The following is a 17,495-nucleotide window of genomic DNA, read 5'->3' as shown; positions in this document are numbered from 1 at the left end:
GCCCCAGGCCCCCCGTCCGACGCCACCAGCGAGGACCTGCGCGCCGTCGAGGAGCTTGCCCAGGCCCGCAACGCCATCGTCGAACAGATTGAAAAGCGCGTCGTCGGTCAGCGCGACGTGGTGGAGCACCTGCTGATTTCGCTCTTCAGCCGCGGCCACTGCCTGTTCGTGGGCGTCCCGGGCCTCGCGAAGACGCTGCTCATCTCCACGCTGGCGGACGTGCTCAACCTGTCCTTCAACCGCATCCAGTTCACGCCGGACCTGATGCCCTCGGACATCACCGGCACGGACATCCTGGAAGAGGACAAGACGACGGGGCGCCGCTCCTTCCGCTTCATGCAGGGGCCCCTGTTCGCGAACATCATCCTCGCGGACGAGGTGAACCGCACGCCGCCCAAGACGCAGGCCGCGCTGCTCCAGGCGATGCAGGAGTACCGCATCACCGCCGGCGGCCGGACGTACCCGCTGGAGCTGCCCTTCCTCGTCTTCGCCACGCAGAACCCCATCGAGCAGGAAGGCACCTACCCGCTCCCCGAGGCGCAGTTGGACCGCTTCATGTTCCTGGTGGACGTGGGCTACCCCACCGCCGAGGAAGAGGTGCAGATCGTCAAGAGCACCACCGCGGGCGCGCCGCCGAAGCTGGAGAAGATCCTCTCCCCCGAGCGCATCCTCGCGCTTCAGGAGCTGGTGCGCCGCGTGCCGGTGCCGGACCACGTGGTGCGCTACGCGGTGGAGCTGGTGCGCCACACGCGTCCCAAGGAAGCGGGCGCGCCGGAGTTCGTGGCGAAGAACGTGTCGTGGGGCGCGGGTCCCCGTGCCAGCCAGTACCTGGTGCTCGCGGCCAAGGCGCGCGCCATCCTCAACGGCCGCTTCGTGGCCACGGTGGAGGACGTCCGCGCGCTGGCGAGGCCCGTGCTGCGCCACCGCGTGCTGCCGAACTTCACCGCGGAGAGCGAAGGCATCACGTCGGTGAAGTTGATTGATCAGCTCCTCACGGTGGTGAAGGGCTAGTCCGGCCCACCCCATGGCGCTGCTCGACGCCCAGACGCTGTCCCGCCTCCAGGGAGTGAAGCTGCGCGCCCGCGCGGTGATGGAGGGCGTGCTGTCCGGCCTCCACAAGAGCCCGCATCAGGGGCAGAGCGTGGAGTTCGCCGAGCACAAGGAGTACGCCCCCGGCGACGAGCTGCGCCACCTGGACTGGAAGGCCTACGGCAAGTTCGACAAGTACTACGTCAAACGCTACGAGCACGAGACGAACCTGCGCTCGGTGATGGTCGTGGATGCGTCCGCGTCCATGGGCTACCAGAGCGGCGCCATGTCCAAGCTGGAGGTGGCGAAGACGCTCGCGGGCGCGCTCAGCTACCTGCTCGTGCGGCAGCAGGACGCGGCGGGCCTCGCGGTGATGGCGGGCGGCGCGTTCCGGGACATCCCTCCGCGAGCATCCGCGGGGCACCTCAACGTGCTGCTGGACGCGCTGGAGCACACGGAGGCGAAGGGCCCCACGGACCTGGGCAGCGCGGCGGATCATCTCGCGGAGGTGCTGCCCCGGCGCTCGACGGTCATCGTGTTGTCGGACCTGCTGGATGAGCGGCAGGAGGCGCTGAAGCGGGTGCTGGCGCTCAGGCAACGCAAGAATGACGTGGCGGTGTTCCACCTGGTGGACCCCGCGGAGCTGACGTTCCCGTTCGATGACCCCACGCTCTTCCTGGACATGGAAGGCGAGGGCCGCATCGAAGTGAACCCGCGTGAAATCAAGCAGAGCTACCTGGAGGAGTTCGGCGCGTTCCTCGCGGACGTGAAGGCGAAGTGCGCCGAGGCGGACGTGGACTACGAGTTGGTGCGCACCGACGAGCGGCTGGACGAAGTGCTGCTGCGCTTCCTGGGGCGTCGAGGGAGGCGCAGGTGACGTTCGGCAACCCGTGGTTCCTGCTGGGCGCGCTGGGTGCGCTCATCCCCGTGCTGGTGCACCTGTTCGACCGCAGGCGTCCCCGGGCGCATCCGTTCGGGCCGATGGCGTTCGTGCTGCGCAGCCAGAAGCGCACGGCGAGCCGGCTCAAGTTGAAGCGGCTGCTGCTCTACACGCTGCGCACGCTCATCCTGCTGGCCATCCCGCTCGCGCTGGCGCGGCCGGAGTTCAGCCGCGACGCGCAGGCGGCGACGGTGACGCGAGGCCCCGCGGCCACGGCCATCATCCTGGACGCGTCGCTGTCCATGCGCTGGTCGGACGGCACGTCGTTGTTCGAGAAGGGCCGCGACGAAGCGCGCGACGCGCTCAAGGACCTGCTGCCGGAGGAGCCCGCGACGGTGATGGTGTGCACGGGCGCGCCCGATGCACCGCCGCCCCCGGGCTTCGACCGGGCCCGGCTGCGCGCGCTCGTGGACGAGGCGAAGCCCACGTACGGCTCGGCGGACCTGTCGCGCTGCCTGGACATGGCGGCGCGGGCGCTGGAAGAGAACCCGATGGCGGGCAAGCGCCTGGTGGTCGTCTCCGACATGACGATCTCCGGCTTCCGGCTGGAAGCGCCGCCGCCCACGGTGAAGGGCCCCACGGGCACGCTGGTGAAGCCGGAAGTGGTGCTGCGCGACGTGGCGGAAGGCCGCGAGTCCCTGGACAACCACGCACTGGTGGACCTGCGGGTGGAGCCCGCGCTCCAGGCGGGGCCGCGCTCGTACCAGTTCACGTTCACGGTGCGGAACTTCGGCGCGAAGCCGGTGAAGGACCTGGAGGCCGCGGTGCGCGTGGGCGAATCCACGCTGGCCAAGGGCTTCGTGGACGTGCCTGCGGGAGGCACCACGCAGAAGACGTTGACGGTGCGCTTTCCCCAGGGTGGCACGGTGGTGGGCGCGGTGACGCTGGCGCCGGACGCGCTCGCGGAAGATGACCGGCGACCCTTCGTGCTGCCGGTGCCGCGCGGGTTGAAGGCGCTGGTGGTGAACGGCTCGCCGCACGCGACGCGCTACCGGGATGAGGCCTTCTTCGTGGACGCGGCGCTCACGTCGCCGGGCTCGCCGGTGGACGTGGCGGTGCGCGACACGGAGGTGGGCCTGCGCGAGGACTTCACCGCGTATGACCTGGTGCTGCTGCTCAACACGCCCGCGCCGTCGGAGGACGAGGCGGCGAAGCTCAAGACCTTCGTGGAGAACGGTGGCGGCCTCTTCGTGAGCGTGGGCGACCACGTGAACCCGGACACGTACAACCAGCGGCTGGGCGCGCTGCTGCCTAGGCCCCTGCGGTTGGTGCGCACGAGCGCCGAGCGTGAGGACCCCGACGCGGAGACGAAGACGGCGAAGCTGGCACAGGTGAAGGTGGACCACCCGCTGTTCGCGCCGTTCACGGGCCGGGCAGAAGAGGGACTCATCGGGGCGCGCTTCTACAAGTACATGCTGCTGGAGGCGGACAGCCCGTCCGCGCCGGGCACGAGCCAGGTGCTGGCCACGTACGAGGATGGAGCGCCCGCGGTGGCGGTGGCGCGACGGGGCAAGGGGCGCGTGGCGCTGTTCACCAGCACGGTGGACCGCGACTGGAGCGACTTCGCCATCCGGACGAGCTTCCTGCCGCTGATGCAGCGCTTCGCGGCGTACCTCACGGGCTCCCTGGAGGAGCGCGAGGAGGTGCGCGTGCGAGTGGGCGAGACGGTGACGCTGCGCCCGGAAGGCACGCAGAAGGTGACGGCGGTGCGCGCGCCGGACGGCAGCGAGGTGCCGGTGAAGGCACAACCGGACGGTTCGTTCGTCGCGGGCCCCACGGTGGAGCCGGGGGTCCACTCGGTGCTGGGGGCGGAGGGAAAGCCCGTGGCCGCGCTGGACTTCGCCGCCACGCTGGACCCGGCGGAGAGCGACCTGTCGCGGGTGCCGCAGGACACGCTGACGGCCTACTTTGGCGAGGACACGGTGAAGGCGTCCACGGGAGACGCGGACAAACCCGCCGTGCCGCTGTGGACGTGGCTCATCCTGGCCGCGTGCCTGGCGTTCTTCTTCGAGGGGACGCTGCTGCGGAAGTAGCGGGGCGTGAGCCTCTCCGAGAAGGCGGACACGCTCGCCGGGCGCGCATCCTGGCCACGTCGTCCCGCCCACTTCTTCGGTGCTCCCGCGCTTTGTGTGGGTTCACCGCAAGGAGGTCTTTGGGGAATGAGGAGCGGGAGGATGCTCCCCGCTGGGGGCGCATGGCGCGAACCTGTCCGACAGTCGGACAGGTTCTGGCGAGCAGCCGCCGACGGGCGTCCTCGTGGATTCGGTTTCTGGAGTGTCCACTCCAAGTCCGGGCTCCATACAAAGTGCGGGAGCGCCACTGCTTCGGGGCATGCGGCTGCGGAAGGACCCGTCACGCGGTGGCAGTCCCCAGGGAATGGCACGTCCCGGGCAGATGCCTGTCGCCATTCCTTCGGCGCCTCTTCCGCTGCGCGAGAAGCCAGTCGCTCCACGGCCATGGAGAGGGGCGATCAGGCTTGCAGTGCGGATGCTGCGGCAGTGAATCCTGGCCACCTCCCGGTGTTCGTCTTCCGGGTTCGGCTGCCTCGCGGGGAGCCGGTTGCTCCACGCCCTGACAGGCAGCCGACGCTAGGGAGGCGCATCCGCTGCCCCACGGACGGCGGGCTCTGCCACACTGCGCGGCCGTGAGCCCTGCTTCCGCCCTCTATCGCGACTGCGCCCGCCTCTTCATGGTGGGCTTTCCTGGCACCCGCATCGACGCCGACCTCGCGGCGTTGATGGACGACGGCATCTACGGCGCCATCCTCTTCAAGCGCAACGTGGGCACTGCGGCCGAGACGGCGGCGCTGTGCCACGAGCTGAAGGTGCGCGCGGGCAGGCCCTTCATTCTCTCCGTGGACCAGGAAGGTGGCCGCGTCGCACGGCTCCGTGACGCGCCCTTCACGGCACTGCCGCCCATGCGGGAGCTGGGACAGCGCGGCGACGAAGCCCTGGCCGAACGCGTGGGCCGGCTGCTCGCGCACGAACTGCGCGCGGTGGGCTTCGACTGGGACTTCGCGCCGGTGCTGGACGTGGACACCAACCCGGCCAACCCGGTGATCGGCGACCGCAGCTTCAGCCGTGACCCGGCGGAGGTGGGCCGGTTGGGCGTGGCGCTCGCGCGCGGGATGGAGGCCGGTGGCGTGGCGTCGTGCGGGAAGCACTTCCCGGGGCACGGCGACACGACGACGGACAGCCACCTCACCCTGCCCCGGCTGCCGCACGACCTGGAGCGGCTGCGCCGCGTGGAGCTGGTGCCCTTCCAGGCGTTCGCGAAGGCGAGGCTCGCGTCACTGATGACGGCGCACGTGCTGTTCGACGCGCTGGAGCCCGGCGTGCCGGCGACCATGAGCCACCGCGCGCTGCACGGCATCCTGCGCCAGGAACTGGGCTTCGACGGCGTGCTCGTCAGCGATGATTTGGAGATGAAGGCCATCGCGGGGCACTACTCGGTGGAGGAGGCCGCGGTGCAGGGCACGCTCGCGGGCGTGGACCTGTTCCTCGTGTGTCACCACGCGGACGTGCAACGCGGCGCCATCGAAGCGCTGGTGAAGGCGGTGGAGTCCGGCCGCGTGCCACGCGAGCGCATCACCGAAGCCCACCGTCGCCTGGACGCGCTCGCCGCCCGCTTCGCGCACCCCGCCGAGAACCGGCTCGCCACGCTGGGCGATGAAAATCACCGCGCGCTCGCGCAGGGACTCGCCAGTGCGTTCACCGGCAAGGATCCGACCGAGGTCATGCTCGCGTCGCGCTGAACGCGGGACACCGCGTTCCAGAACAGTGGCCTCCTCGGCATCCGGGGCTCGAAGCCATCCCCCGGTGGGCCCATGACGAGCGAGTCACTCCGTGTCGTGAGGTTCCTGGAGGGAGCCATGCGCACTCCAGCTTCGGAGCGGGTGCGTCACTCCGTGTCGTGGTGGCCCTGGATGAACTGCTGCGTTCCACCCGGGTCCCGCGTGTCCTCATTGGGCGCGGTGTAGCCCGGCGCGCCAATCTTGTTGGTGTGGCCCTGGGCGCCCGCGCCGTCCTCGGCGGCCGTGGTGCCCGCGCTGCCGGAGCCTCCTGTGCCTTCGCCGGACGTCATCCGCATCGGCGTCATGGGAGCCCCGCGCTGCTGGGTGTTGGCGACGCCCTCGTAGCGGCTCCCCGCCCGGGGCATCAGCGGTCTGTCGCGATTGCAGCCCGGTCCGATGAACGCCACCGTGGCGGCGAAGGTCCCCAGCAACGTCCAGCGGTAGAGGGCTCGCGAATGCATGACCGGCTCCTTCTGGAGGCGTGAAGGCCTCGACAGTAAGGAGTGAGCACCCCGGGTCCCCGCCGGGAGTCAATTGCAGGGTCGGAACACAGGCGCCCGCCGGCACGCAGGCCGGTGGACGCCCTGGGACTTCGGGACTGCTAGCGCTGCTGCAGGTAGATGGGCTGGCTGACGTAGCTGTAGGGAGCGTCGAAGCCGCGCACGCTCTCGTTCGCCGTGGACGTGCTCCACCCGCCCAGGCCCCAAGCGGCAGGCGAGTAGGTCGCCCCACCCAGCGTGCCATAGCGGTGCGCCATCATCCCGCCCGCATCGTCCCACAGGGAGTTGTTGGCCTGCCCATCCTTGGCCTTGGTGCGCGGGTCGATGCTGGAGCCGATCTTCCCGATGGTCTCGTTGTAGCCCCGGTCCACCGTCAGCATGTGCTTCGGCAGCTTCGCGGCCGCATTGCCCTTGTGGGCGTCGCCAGGGGCTTCGTTCCCCTGCTGCTCGGCCACGTTGTACAGGGCCTCACCCTGCGTGCCGCGCTGGGCGAACGCATTGCCCCGCGACTCGTCCGGCTGCTTGCCACCCGTCTCCGGGAGACCGCCGCAGGCCGTGCCCAGCAACACGCCCGTCACCAGCGCCGCCGCCCCCATCCACCGCTGAATGCCTCGCTCGCGCATGTTCATCGTCTCCGCCATCCCCAAGGGATGGTCATGCTGTCCGCGCCAGCCACCGGGCATCCACCCGACGGCTCGGCTTGCAGGTCGCCCCCTGCCGGGCCCGAAGGCCATGGCGGGGCTGGGTCATGAACGGCCGGCCCCCCAGGAAGCGGAAGACCCACCACGGGGCGCAGGAATACACGGTCCCGGCCTCCCTGTCCCGCCAGGAGTGCACCGGGAAGCCGCCGCCCTACACCCGTCAGGCGCGAGCGCCCTTCCGGGCCGGAGCCTTCTTCGCCGCCGGTTTCTTGACAGCCGCCGGCTTCGCCACCGCCGCTGGAGCCTTCTTCGCGGCGGGAGCCTTCACCGCCGACGCGGAGGCCTTGGACGCCGGAGCCGGGGAGGCCGCAGCGGAAGGCTGCTGGAGCGAGGCCAGCACCTCGGCCACGTGCCCGGCGACCTTCACCTTGGGCCACACGCGCAGGACCTTGCCGTCCGGCCCGATGAGGAAGGTCGCGCGGATGAGGCCCATGAACTTGCGGCCATAGAGGGACTTCTCCCCCCACACCCCGTACGCATCCGCCACCGCGTGGTCCGGGTCCGCCAGGAGCGAGAAGGGCAGGCCCTGTTTCGTGGCGAACTTCTGGTGGCTGGCGGTGCTGTCCGGCGACACACCCAGCACCACCGCGCCGGCCTTCACCAGCGCGGAGTGCTCGTCGCGGAAGTCGCACGCCTCCGTGGTGCAGCCCGGCGTCGCGTCCTTCGGATAGAAGTAGAGGACGACGTGCCGCCCCTTGAGCTGCGAGAGGGAGACGGTGGCGCCGCTCTGGTCGGGGAGCGAGAAGCCGGGGGCCTTGTCACCTGCTTGGGGCATGGGCATGTGACGGCTCCATACCCAGCCCCCGCCGGCTTCTCAACTCCGCTCGCGACTCAGTGCAGGTCCGCGCCGTCCTCGCCCGGCGGATGGCTCTTGGCCTCCGTCTGGACCAGCTCCGTCTGGCAGCGCTGCAGCACCTTGCGCAGCATGTCGCGGGTCACGTCCGTCTTGGCCTCGCCCATCTTCTTGGCGAGGTTCTCACAGGCGGCGCGCTTCGAATCCACCTCGCTGGCGCCCGGGCCGGTCGCGCCGGGGCGGGCCAGGGGGCGCGCCGGGAGCTTCTCGCGGGCGGACTTCAGCGCGGCCAGACGCTTGTCCGCCTCGGGACGGCTCTTGGAATCCTTGGGGACGGCCTCGAACTCGGCGACGACTTCCGTCCAGGCCGGGTCCTGTGGGGCCGCGCCCTGGTTGATCAACTCTTGATAACGCCCCTCGGCCTTGGCGAGCTGCTCCGGACCGGGGTCCTGGGAGCAGCCCGACAGCACGAGCAGGCCCATCAACAGCAGAGCTGCGGAGTGTCGTGGGTGGGCAATGCGCATGGTGTGGTTCTTCCTCCTGCTGGCCACCCGGTTAAACCACGGCTAGGGTGCGCCGTCGTGGCTCCCATCCTGCTCGCCTTCCTGCTCGGCCTGACCCAAGGTCTGCTCCACGCCCTGGGGCCGGACCACTGCGCCGCCATGGCCACGCTCGGTACCCTGGGCGGCGGCCGACGCCGCGTCGCGCTGATGACCGCGCTTCGCTTCGCCCTGGGCCACGCGTTCATGCTGGGCGGCATCGCCGCCGTCTGCCTGTTCGCGGGCGTGGGCCTGTCGGAGACCTTCGAGCGCTGGGCGGAGGTGTTCGGAGGCGCCGTGCTGGTGGCGCTGGCCGTCACCGCGCTCATCTTCCCGCACAGCCTGGACCACGGGCACCCGCACCTGCCCGGCCACGACCGCAAGCCGCACGAGCACGTGCACACCGTGAGCACCGCCGCGGGCGCCTTCATGGCCATCAGCGGCGTGCGCTCGCTGCTCATCGCCCTGCCCCCGCTGCTGGTGGGCGGCAGCATGAGCCTGTCCGCGTGGACGTACCTGCCCGGCTTCGCGCTGGGCATCCTCATCGGCATGGGCGCGGTGGGCCTGCTGTTCGCCGAAGGGCTGTCCCGCGCCAGCGCGCGCATCAGCCTGTGGATCCAGCGCGGGGTCGCCCTGGGCTCCGGCGCGCTGGGCCTGTTCTGGATTGGCTCCCGGCTGGTGTAGCAGCGCGGGAGCGGCGTCCGGCTACCGCTTGTCCAGGATGCCCAGCGCCATCATCGACACCAGGAACCCGTGGACGACGTGCTCCGGGCGGTTGGCGAACGCGAGCAGCTCCGCCACCACGCGGTTGCCGTCGATCTTCGGCAACAGCTCCGCCTCCCAGCGCTCCAGCTCCACCTCGTTGAGTCCGTAGGCGGGGGCGACGGCGGGGATGAGCCGGTCCTCGGGCTGGAGCAGCCGGCGCAGGCGCTCCGGCTTGTAGAGCTTCTTGATGCCCCGGACGATGAGGTTGGCCGGGTGCACGTCCAGCTTGATGGACTCCGCGGAGGCCTTCTCCTTGAAGCTCATCACGTACGTGCCCTCCTCCCAGGAGAAGAGCGAGTAGATGATGGCCTTCACCTGCTGGCCCACGTAGTACAGCCGCTCCGTGTCCTTGAGCAGCGCGCGCTCCACCAGCACGTCACCCGTACGGCGGTGGCTCAGCGCGGCGACGGCGGACGCGTCCTGGAGCTGCTCGGGTTTGATCTTCCCCACGCGCACCAGGAACTGCCCGAAGCGGTCCGCCAACAGGTTGGAGAGCGCGAACACCGGGGTGCCGTTCTCGAAGTAGACGACCTTCTTCACCTTGCCGCGCTGGATGCCCAGCTCGCCCGTCTCGCGCGACAGGTAGAAGGCGGTGAGCAGCGACGGCAGGTTGTCGCGCAGCTCGCCCCGGCGGCTGCCCGGCGCGCCCGCGCCCACCGGCAGCGGATCCGGCGGACGGCCCGGCGTGGGGGCCCGCACCTGGGTGGAGGCCACCTTCTGCATGGGCGTGGCGGTGAGGTTCGCGCCGCGGATCTCCGCCGTGAGGTTGCCGCCGCCGGTGACCTTGATGCGGCCGGTCAGCTCCATGGCGTCCTGCGGGCCCTCCTCCTCCACGTCGATGTCCAGCTCCACCTCGAAGGCGTCCTGCATCGAGGCGGAGGGGACCTTCTTCTCCGCGGGCAGCACCTTGGCCACCGCTTCGAGCAGCTTCTGGGCCTCGAAGGGTTTCTCGAAGTAGCCGGCGGCCTGGTACTTCTGGCGCGCTTCGGTGGCGTGCTTGCCGCCCTTGAAGACGCCCGTGATGAAGAGCAGCGGAAGCTGGGGGTTGTCCTTCCGCAGCGTGTCCGCGAGGTGGTAGCCCATCATGTCGGGCAGAAGGATGTCCAGGACGGCACACTGGGGCGGCGAGGCGCGCGCGGCCTCGATGCCCTGCTTGCCACGGCTGGCGCCGACCACCTCGTACCCGGCATCCTCGAAGAGCTGGGTGAGGAGGGAGAGGAGCTCCTGGTTGTCGTCCACGACGAGGATTCGAGGCGCCATCGCGGGGGGACCGTAGCAGATTCGGCCGCCCTGTCGGCCAGCGATTCCGGGAACCCCGGAAGCCCGCCCCCTTCAGTGGAAAGATGCAAGCGTGCCGCTGGGGCGTTAGGGTGGCGCCCGCCTCTCATGTCCTCCCTCTTCTCGCGCCTCCGTCCGGCGGGGTTCCTGACCCTGACCTGCCTCCTGCTGCTGTCGCCCCTGGCGGCCGTGGCCCAGTCGCAGTCCGACGGCGGAGAAGAAGACCCCGGCGGTGAGGAGGGTGAGCCCGGCGTCGGGCGGGTGCCCATCAACTGCCGCAGCAGCAATGACTGCGCGCCGCGCTTCAGTTGCGACACCGGCAAGTGCAAATACACCGGGGTGCGGCAGGCCCAGACCCAGGGCTGCCTGCTGGGTCCTGAAGCGGCGCTGATGGTGCTGGGCGTGGCCGCGATGGCCGGCTCCCGGCGCCGCCGCTAGGCCCCCCACCCCTCTCCCAAGGAGCGACGCGCGATGCGGCTGGGCCTCAAGGCGGACAACCTCCTGGAGCGGGTGGCGGACTTCCTCAACCTGGCGCCCCAGCCCCTGGCGCACGCCTTCTTCGGGATGATGGCGTCGCGCACGCTGATGGCCGGCGCGCGCCTGGGCGTCTACGCGGCGCTGGCGGACGGCGCGGCGACCGCGGAGGCGCTGGCGGCCCGGCTCAAGACGAGCACCGAGGGCATGCGGGCGCTCTTGGAAGCGCTCATCGCCTGCGAGGTGGTGGAGTTGCAGCGGGGCCGCTTCCGGCTGGCCCCCCGGGCCCGGCGTTGGCTGGATCCGCGCTCGCCGCAGGCCATCACCGCGTTCCTGGAGTTCAACTACGCCCAGTGGGACTGGTGGGGGCAGTTGGAGAACGCGGTGAAGAGCGGGCAGTCGGTGGACATCCACCAGTTCGCCCCGGACGACCCGCGCTGGCGCGACTACATCCAGGCCATGTACCAGTTGGCCCGGCTGGCCTCGCCGGAGGTGGCGGCGGCCATTCCCCTGCCCCGGGGCGCCAAGCAGCTCCTGGACCTGGGCGGCGCGCATGGCTGGTACGCGGCGGAGCTGTGCCGGGTGCACCGGGGCCTGAAGGCCACGGTGGTGGACCTGGAGGGCAGTGTGCGCGTGGGGCGGGAGATCATCGCCCAGGCAGGGCTGTCGCACCGGGTGACGCACAAGGAAGGCGACGTGCTGAACACGGAGCTGGGCGGGCCGTATGACGGCGTGCTGTTGTTCCAGGTGATGCATCACCTGACGCCCGCGCAGAACGTGGCGCTGCTCCGGCGCGTGCGCGGGGCCATGGCGTCCAAGGGCACGTTGGCGGTGCTGGAGTACCTGCGCGAGGAGCGCGACACGCAGGGCACGTCCGCGCCGCTCATCGGGCTGCACTACTTCCTCACGTCGGGCGCGGCGGCGTACACGCCCGCGGAGGTGGAGGGGTTCCTGGACGACGCGGGCTTCCGCGTGCAGAGCACCCGGCCCATCCGCCATCTGCCGTTGCAGACGTTGATCATCGCGCAGCCGGAGTAGGGGCCCGGCCGCTGGCTTGTCAGACGGCGCTGCTATCTCCACACTCCAGGCATGGCCTATGGCGCGAAGACGCTCGAGGGTCCCGCGACCCTCGCCGATATCGAGGCCCTGCCCGAGGGCGTGGTGGGCGAGATCATCGACGGAACGTTGTACACGCAAGCGCGGCCCAGGGCCGAGCATGGCTATTTCGGATTCAGGCTTCTGAGGGAACTGGACGAGTCCTTCCAGTTGGGCGGGGAAAGACCGGGTGGATGGTGGCTCATGGTCGAGCCCGGCATCAGGGTGGGGGGCTCTCCAGAATTCAGTCCGGACCTCGCGGGCTGGCGGCGCGAACGGGTCCCCGCGCTGCCCAAGGGGCAATGGACGGATGTTCCCGACTGGGCATGTGAAATCCTCGCGCCCTCGACGCGGGGCTACGACCAGCGCATCAAACGGCCGTTCTACGCGCGCATCGGCATCCGGCACCTGTGGTTCGTGGACCTCGACGTGCGCACGCTCACCGTGAGCGAGCTGCGGGAGGGACGCTGGGTGGAGATGGGCGTCTATGGCGAGGAGGACGACCTCATCCGGGCTCCCCCGTTCGACGAGCGGGACCTACGTCTGGGCTGGCTCTGGAAGTCCATCCGCTAGGGTTCACTTCCGCCACCGCTTCTTCATGCGCTCCGTCTTCTTCCGCTCCTCCTCGAGCTGCCCTTCGAGCGCCTCGCGGTGGAACTGCGCGAAGTCCACCATCGGCTGCTGCCTCGGATGGGGGTGGGGGCCCGCATGTTCGAGGATGGCGCTCATCGCGGAGAGCGCCTCGTACAGCATCCCCTCCCGCAGGAGCACCAGCACCCGTCCCATGAGCGCCGCGGACACCAGGGCCCGCATCCGGGGATCCGGGTCCTCGCAGTAGCGCACGTCCACTTCGTCGAAACACTCGAGCGCCTCTTCCGAGTGTCCCAGTCCCTGGAGGGCATGGGCCCGCTGCAGGAGCGCCCCCGACGCCATGTCGACCTTGAGGGGCTCTGGATCCCCGTCGCACGCCTCCAGCAGCGCCTCACTCAGGCGCAGCGCCTCCTCGAATTCCTCCAGTTGGTTGTACACGTTCGGAAGCAGCACCCGGGCCGCGCCCACCGCGTTGCGCAGGCCCCCGGGCGGATGCTCCGACGAACCGAAGCGGCGCAGCAGCTCCCCCACGCACTGGAGGGCCTGCTGGGGAGAGTCCTGCTCCTGCAGCAGACAGGCCCGATACAACATGGCCCAGGCCACGCCCTCCCACAGCGCGGGCTTTCGCGGACTCCAGAAGCGGCGCTCCACCTCGTCGAAGTGGATGAGCGCATCCACCGCCCTGCCCTGCTCCGACAGCACTGCTCCCCGGTGCCCCAGGGCCCGCGCCACCTGGAGCTGGAGCGCGGGCACCCGCGACGTCGCGTGGCGTCGGTACACCGTGTCGCAGAGCGGAATCACCTCCAGGAGGAGACCCGAACGGATGAGCGTTCGCGCCTGGTCCATCATCTCCCTCGCCTCCACCTCCGGAGCGACTGGAGGCGTGGCGCTGTCAACGTCCGGCATCGGCCTGTCCCGCGTCCCCCGGGGCCAGCGGCGGCACGTCCCGACCCTCGCCGAAGCCGAGCGCCCAGAAGCGCGGACGGACCTCCTCCTTCAACAAGAGCCGCAGCAGCAGGTACTTCGCTTCGTCCTGCCCGTCGAACGCCATGGGGAAGGTGCCGTAGTGCATCGCCACCGACGTGGCCGAGCGCAGCACGCGGTGCGCCTCCAGCGCCTGCTCCGGCCCCATGTGCACCGGGTGGATGATGCGTGGACGGAACGCCCCGATGGGCAGCACCGACAGGCGCATGGGGCCAAAGCGCTCCGTGATGCGCTGGAAGTGCGGGCCCAGGCCCGTGTCCCCCGCGAAGAGCACCGGGCCGCCGGACGTCTCCAGCACGTAGCCCGCCCAGAGCGTCTCCTCCTGGTCCGTCAGCCCCCGGTTCGAACGGTGCTGCGCGGGCACCGCCGTGAGCTTCACGCCCGGAGGCCCGCCCTTCGCGGACTGCCACCAGTCCAGCTCCTCCACGTGCTGGAAGCCCTCGTTCTTCAAGAGCTCCCGGTTGCCCAGGCCCACGAGGAACAGCGGGTGGTGCGCGGCCTCCAGCCGACGCAGCGTGGGCAGGTCCATGTGGTCGTAGTGGTTGTGGCTCACCACCACGAAGTCGATGGGCGGCAGGTCCTCGAAGCGGATGCCGGGAGACCGCACGCGCTTGGGGCCCACGAAGGACACGGGGCTGGCGCGGTCCGAATAGATGGGGTCCGTCAGCACGTTCACCCCGTCCGCCTGGAGCAGCACCGTGGCGTGGTTGATGAACGTCACGCGCAGTTGGCCTGGGCCCACGCGGGTGGGGGGCTTCGGTCCGAAGGGCAGCTCCGCGTACTCACGCCATGCGCCGCGCTCCTCCTTCAGCGCGGCCCCGATGAGCTTGAGGGCAGGCAGCTTCGGCGCGTCGCCCAGGTTCTGGAACGTCTCGCCGTCGAAGTGGTCGGTCGCCGGGCCGCGGTGCACGGTGCCGGCGAAACAGCCCGTCCACAGCGACAGGGCCAGCACGGGCCACAGCCGTGTCACTTGATGACGATGGTCCAGTCGCATTCGAAGGGCTCTCCGTCGAGGGATGGCAACACGTAGCGCGAGGCCTGGATGCTGGCGAGCGCCTGCGCCAGCAGCTCCGGGGGCAGCGTCGCTTCACGCACTTCACACTGTTGGGGCACGCCGCCCTGCACCAGCCGGCACGTCACGCGGACGTGGTGCTTGCGCCCTTCGCGCCAGCGCAGGAAGGCCTCCTGGAACACCGGGGCGTCCGGAGGGCCGCCCCTCACGCGCCGGGGCTCCTTCACGTGCTGGGACAACCAGGCACAGGCGTCCTTCACCTGCCCGTCGCAGGCCCTGCCCATCAAGGACAGCGCGCGCAGGCGCTCCGGGCCCCGCGCGTCCGTGGCCAGCAGGGTGAGGGCCTGATCGAAGCAGGTCTTCGCCGTGCGCACCGTGCAGGCCTCGGTGGTGACCGGAGGCGTGCCCGCCGCGAAGGCCCCCACGGGAGCGGGGCGCATCAGGTCCTCCGCCACGCGCGCCGGGTCGCTCTTGCGCGGGCCGCACGCGGACGCGGCGCCCAGCAGGGCCAGCAGGAGGAGGGACGGACGCCAGGACATGGCGCCCATCGTAGACGGCCTGGGCCCGGGAAGGGATGTCAGCCGTTCGCGGTGGGGGGCGAGCCGTCGCCCAGCGACGCGTCGAGATGCTCCAGGATGTGCGTCCAACCCCGGGTGGTGCGCTCCCGGTACTCCTCGTACTGGGGCGCCATCTCGGTGGTGAGGGTGAGCTCGCAGCCAGAGGCCAGGGGAACGATGTCCACCGTCACCCGGTCGCGGTCCTGGGAGTACTTCGGCACCATCAGCGTGAACACCATCCGGCGGGGCCGGTCGAGTTCCAGGTACTCGCCGGTGTGCTCCACCTCTTCGCCCTCGCGCAGGTCCACGAAGCTGAAGCGGCCCCCCACGCGCGCGTCGATTTCGGAGCGCACCAGGGGCGTGTTCTCCCGGGTGACGAAGAGCCAGTGGCGGGTCTTCGCGGGGTCGAGCCATGCGTCGTAGACGCGCTCAGCGGAGGCCTTGAAGCGGTGGGTCACGCGAACCATCACGGGTGAAGACGAAGTCATCGGGTGCGTCCTTTCTTGGGGGGAGGAGCAGAGGCGAGGACACGGTCCTCCTCCTGGAGCAGGTCATCGAGCGCCTGCAACCGGGCGCTCCAGTTCGCGCGCTGCGCGTCCATCCAGCGCGCCACGTCGTCCATCGGCTTCGGGGTGAAGGACAGCAGGTGTTCGCGGCCTTCGCGGCGCCGGTGCACCAGGTGCGCGCGTTCCAACACGCGGATGTGCTTGGACACCGCGTTGAGGGACATGGCGAAGGGCTGGGCCAGCTCCGTCACGCGCACCTCCCCCGCCGACAGGCGCTGGAGGATGGCCCGTCGCGTCGGGTCGGCCAGCGCCAGCAGCGTCTGGTCCAGGTGGTTCGGGGTCGCGGGCATTCGCATCATTCAACCTCTGGGTTGAATATCAACGCGAGGCCTTGGACTGTCAAGGCAGCCCGGGAGCCGGCTTCAGCGCCCGCGCGCGGCTTCGAGCGCGCGGGCCAGCGTCCGCGTCCCCGCGCGGAGGGCATCCGGGCGCACGCCGCCGAAACCGAAGACGAGGCCGGCTTCACGACGCCGTCCGAGGAAGTAATCGGACAGGGCAGCCACCTCCACGCCCAGCCGTGCCGCTTCGTCGCGGACGCGCAGGTCGGACAGCGGCGCCGCGAGCGACGCGGACACCTGCATGCCGGTGTCACAGGGCCGGGGCGTCAGGGCTCCACCACAGTCGGCGCGCAGCGCATCAAGCAGTGCTTCACCGCGCTCCCGGTAGGCCACCCGCATCCGGCGCAGGTGGCGCGCGAAGTGACCTTCCGCGAGGAACACCGCCAGGGCCGCCTGCTCCAGCGCGGAGGCGGGCGCGGGAGCTGCGGCACGGGCCGAGGCGAAGGCATCCACCAGGGACGGCGGCGCGACGAAGAAGCCCAGGCGCAGGCCGGGGAACATCGACTTGCTGAAGGTGCCCACGTAGACGACGCAGCCGGCCTCATCCAGACCCTGGAGCGCGGTGAGGGGTCGGCCCCGGTGACGGAATTCGCTGTCGTAGTCGTCCTCGATGATCACCGCCCGCGTGCGCTCCGCCCAGTGCAGCAGCGCCATCCGCCGGGCCAGGCTCAGCGTCACGCCCAGCGGGTACTGGTGCGAAGGCGCCACCATCGCGACCCGGGCCCGGGGGGCCCGAGCGACGCCCGCGCCCACGTCCAGCCCTTCCGGATCCACGGGCACGGGAACCGGCCGGCCCCCGGCGGCGAGCACCGCGCGACGGACACCCGGGTAGCCCGGGTCCTCCACCCAGACGGCGTCTCCGGGGTCGAGCGCGAGCCGGAGGATTTCATCGAACGCCTGCTGCGTCCCCGCGGTCACGAAGACCTGTTCGGCGACGCACCGCACCCCGCGCGACGCGGACACATGGGCGGCGATGGCTTCGCGCAAGGGCGCATGGCCCAGGGGGTCGCCCCCATCGAGCAGCCCGGTGCTCGCGCGCGCATGGACGCGCGTCACCGTGCGGCCCCACAGCGCGGTCGGGAACAGGTCGAGCGCGGGAACACCAGGACGGAAGGCTCGGGGCGCCGAGCCCAACCGGGGCGCACCCACCAGCGAAGGCTTCCGGGCGCGGGCCGAGGCGGCGAGCCGGGGGCCTCGGGACACACGGGAAGGGGGGCTCCGGGTCCGGTCCTCGGGGGCAATGGGCAGTTCGGGAGCGACACGGGTGGAGGCGCCAGCGCGGGCCACGACGTAGCCCTCGGCGGCGAGCGCATCCAGCGCCTGGAGAACGGTGCTGCGGGCCACCTCCAGCTCCGTGGCGAGCTGGCGGGATGAAGGGATCCGCCATCCGGGCGCCAGTGCTCCGGAGAGGATGCGCGTCCGGACGCCTTCGAAGATCTGCTCGTGAAGCGGCGTGGACGTTCGCGGGTCCAGTCGGAGAAGCAGGGAGGCGACGGCGCCGGGAGGGGTCTTCAACTGGTAGGGCCGATTCGCTCGGAAG

Annotated in this window: 19 protein-coding genes; 8 read left to right on the top strand and 11 right to left on the bottom strand. The window is 70.7% G+C overall.

The window, feature by feature from the left end; all coding sequences use genetic code 11:
- The 4 genes from D7V88_RS13995 to nagZ form a co-directional block, all read left to right on the top strand.
- Positions 1-1,011: AAA family ATPase (locus tag D7V88_RS13995; RefSeq protein WP_208726278.1), on the top strand; the 1,011-nt coding region annotated here is incomplete at its 5' end.
- A 13-nt stretch (positions 1,012-1,024) separates the two neighbouring features.
- Entirely contained in the window at positions 1,025-1,906 is an 882-nt protein-coding gene (locus tag D7V88_RS13990) for a DUF58 domain-containing protein (RefSeq protein ID WP_120541137.1), read from the top strand.
- Positions 1,903-4,002 carry a BatA domain-containing protein gene (locus D7V88_RS13985; RefSeq protein WP_120541136.1) on the top strand — a complete coding sequence of 700 codons (2,100 nt, stop codon included), beginning with the start codon at positions 1,903-1,905 and terminating at the stop codon, positions 4,000-4,002. Before D7V88_RS13990 ends, D7V88_RS13985 begins: the two co-directional genes overlap by 4 nt.
- 656 nt (positions 4,003-4,658) lie before the next feature.
- On the top strand, positions 4,659-5,723 hold the full coding sequence (gene nagZ / locus D7V88_RS13980) for a beta-N-acetylhexosaminidase (protein ID WP_372241078.1): 1,065 nt from the start codon (positions 4,659-4,661) through the stop codon (positions 5,721-5,723).
- A gap of 146 nt (positions 5,724-5,869) precedes the next feature.
- Here nagZ and D7V88_RS13975 read toward each other — a convergent pair whose 3' ends face one another.
- From D7V88_RS13975 to D7V88_RS13960, 4 genes are all read right to left on the bottom strand, one after another.
- Complete coding sequence (locus D7V88_RS13975) at positions 5,870-6,223, bottom strand: hypothetical protein (protein WP_120541134.1); 354 nt, start codon at positions 6,221-6,223, stop codon at positions 5,870-5,872.
- A 140-nt stretch (positions 6,224-6,363) separates the two neighbouring features.
- On the bottom strand, positions 6,364-6,885 hold the full coding sequence (locus tag D7V88_RS43010) for a hypothetical protein (protein WP_158625081.1): 522 nt from the start codon (positions 6,883-6,885) through the stop codon (positions 6,364-6,366).
- A gap of 238 nt (positions 6,886-7,123) precedes the next feature.
- Complete coding sequence (gene bcp, locus D7V88_RS13965) at positions 7,124-7,744, bottom strand: thioredoxin-dependent thiol peroxidase (RefSeq protein WP_120541133.1); 621 nt, start codon at positions 7,742-7,744, stop codon at positions 7,124-7,126.
- Between the two features lie 50 nt (positions 7,745-7,794).
- On the bottom strand, positions 7,795-8,280 hold the full coding sequence (locus D7V88_RS13960; RefSeq protein ID WP_208726276.1) for a hypothetical protein: 486 nt from the start codon (positions 8,278-8,280) through the stop codon (positions 7,795-7,797).
- Between the two features lie 57 nt (positions 8,281-8,337).
- Here D7V88_RS13960 and D7V88_RS13955 point away from each other — a divergent pair, with 57 nt between their 5' ends.
- A complete protein-coding gene (locus tag D7V88_RS13955) occupies positions 8,338-8,979 on the top strand; it encodes a hypothetical protein (protein WP_120541132.1) in 642 nt (213 codons plus the stop codon).
- 21 nt (positions 8,980-9,000) lie between these two features.
- Here D7V88_RS13955 and D7V88_RS13950 read toward each other — a convergent pair whose 3' ends face one another.
- Positions 9,001-10,320, bottom strand: a complete 1,320-nt coding sequence (locus D7V88_RS13950) for a response regulator (RefSeq protein ID WP_120541131.1) — start codon at positions 10,318-10,320, stop codon at positions 9,001-9,003.
- Between the two features lie 126 nt (positions 10,321-10,446).
- Here D7V88_RS13950 and D7V88_RS13945 point away from each other — a divergent pair, with 126 nt between their 5' ends.
- Genes D7V88_RS13945 through D7V88_RS13935 form a run of 3 tightly spaced genes read left to right on the top strand, consistent with a single transcriptional unit; the run spans position 10,447 to position 12,480 of the window.
- On the top strand, positions 10,447-10,776 hold the full coding sequence (locus tag D7V88_RS13945) for an MXAN_6627.5 family MYXO-CTERM protein (RefSeq protein ID WP_120541130.1): 330 nt from the start codon (positions 10,447-10,449) through the stop codon (positions 10,774-10,776).
- A 33-nt stretch (positions 10,777-10,809) separates the two neighbouring features.
- The gene (locus D7V88_RS13940) at positions 10,810-11,850 is read left to right on the top strand and encodes a class I SAM-dependent methyltransferase (protein ID WP_120541129.1); all 1,041 of its coding nucleotides are present in this window, start codon (positions 10,810-10,812) and stop codon (positions 11,848-11,850) included.
- A 51-nt stretch (positions 11,851-11,901) separates the two neighbouring features.
- Positions 11,902-12,480 (top strand): Uma2 family endonuclease, encoded by a 579-nt coding sequence (locus D7V88_RS13935; RefSeq protein ID WP_120541128.1) that lies wholly within the window; start codon positions 11,902-11,904, stop codon positions 12,478-12,480.
- Positions 12,481-12,483: 3 nt separating this feature from the next.
- Here the strand turns inward: D7V88_RS13935 and D7V88_RS13930 are convergent, their stop codons facing one another.
- The 6 genes from D7V88_RS13930 to pdxR all read right to left on the bottom strand — a co-directional run bounded on the left by D7V88_RS13930 (position 12,484) and on the right by pdxR (position 17,470).
- Positions 12,484-13,404 (bottom strand): tetratricopeptide repeat protein, encoded by a 921-nt coding sequence (locus tag D7V88_RS13930; RefSeq protein ID WP_147448726.1) that lies wholly within the window; start codon positions 13,402-13,404, stop codon positions 12,484-12,486.
- Complete coding sequence (locus tag D7V88_RS13925; RefSeq protein WP_120541126.1) at positions 13,391-14,476, bottom strand: MBL fold metallo-hydrolase; 1,086 nt, start codon at positions 14,474-14,476, stop codon at positions 13,391-13,393. Before D7V88_RS13925 ends, D7V88_RS13930 begins: the two co-directional genes overlap by 14 nt.
- Positions 14,449-15,033 (bottom strand): hypothetical protein, encoded by a 585-nt coding sequence (locus tag D7V88_RS13920; RefSeq protein WP_147448725.1) that lies wholly within the window; start codon positions 15,031-15,033, stop codon positions 14,449-14,451. The genes D7V88_RS13925 and D7V88_RS13920 overlap by 28 nt, the downstream gene beginning before the upstream one ends.
- 38 nt (positions 15,034-15,071) lie before the next feature.
- The gene (locus D7V88_RS13915; protein ID WP_120541124.1) at positions 15,072-15,539 is read right to left on the bottom strand and encodes an SRPBCC family protein; all 468 of its coding nucleotides are present in this window, start codon (positions 15,537-15,539) and stop codon (positions 15,072-15,074) included.
- Complete coding sequence (locus tag D7V88_RS13910) at positions 15,536-15,907, bottom strand: ArsR/SmtB family transcription factor (RefSeq protein WP_341870676.1); 372 nt, start codon at positions 15,905-15,907, stop codon at positions 15,536-15,538. The genes D7V88_RS13915 and D7V88_RS13910 overlap by 4 nt, the downstream gene beginning before the upstream one ends.
- A 72-nt stretch (positions 15,908-15,979) precedes the next feature.
- A complete protein-coding gene (pdxR, locus tag D7V88_RS13905; protein ID WP_120541123.1) occupies positions 15,980-17,470 on the bottom strand; it encodes a MocR-like pyridoxine biosynthesis transcription factor PdxR in 1,491 nt (496 codons plus the stop codon).
- Between the last annotated feature and the right edge of the window lie 25 nt (positions 17,471-17,495).

Source organism: Corallococcus terminator, assembly GCF_003611635.1.
GTDB lineage: Bacteria > Myxococcota > Myxococcia > Myxococcales > Myxococcaceae > Corallococcus > Corallococcus terminator.
The sequence above is the reverse complement of the archived record's forward strand: the minus strand, read 5'-3'. Positions and strand labels throughout refer to the sequence as shown.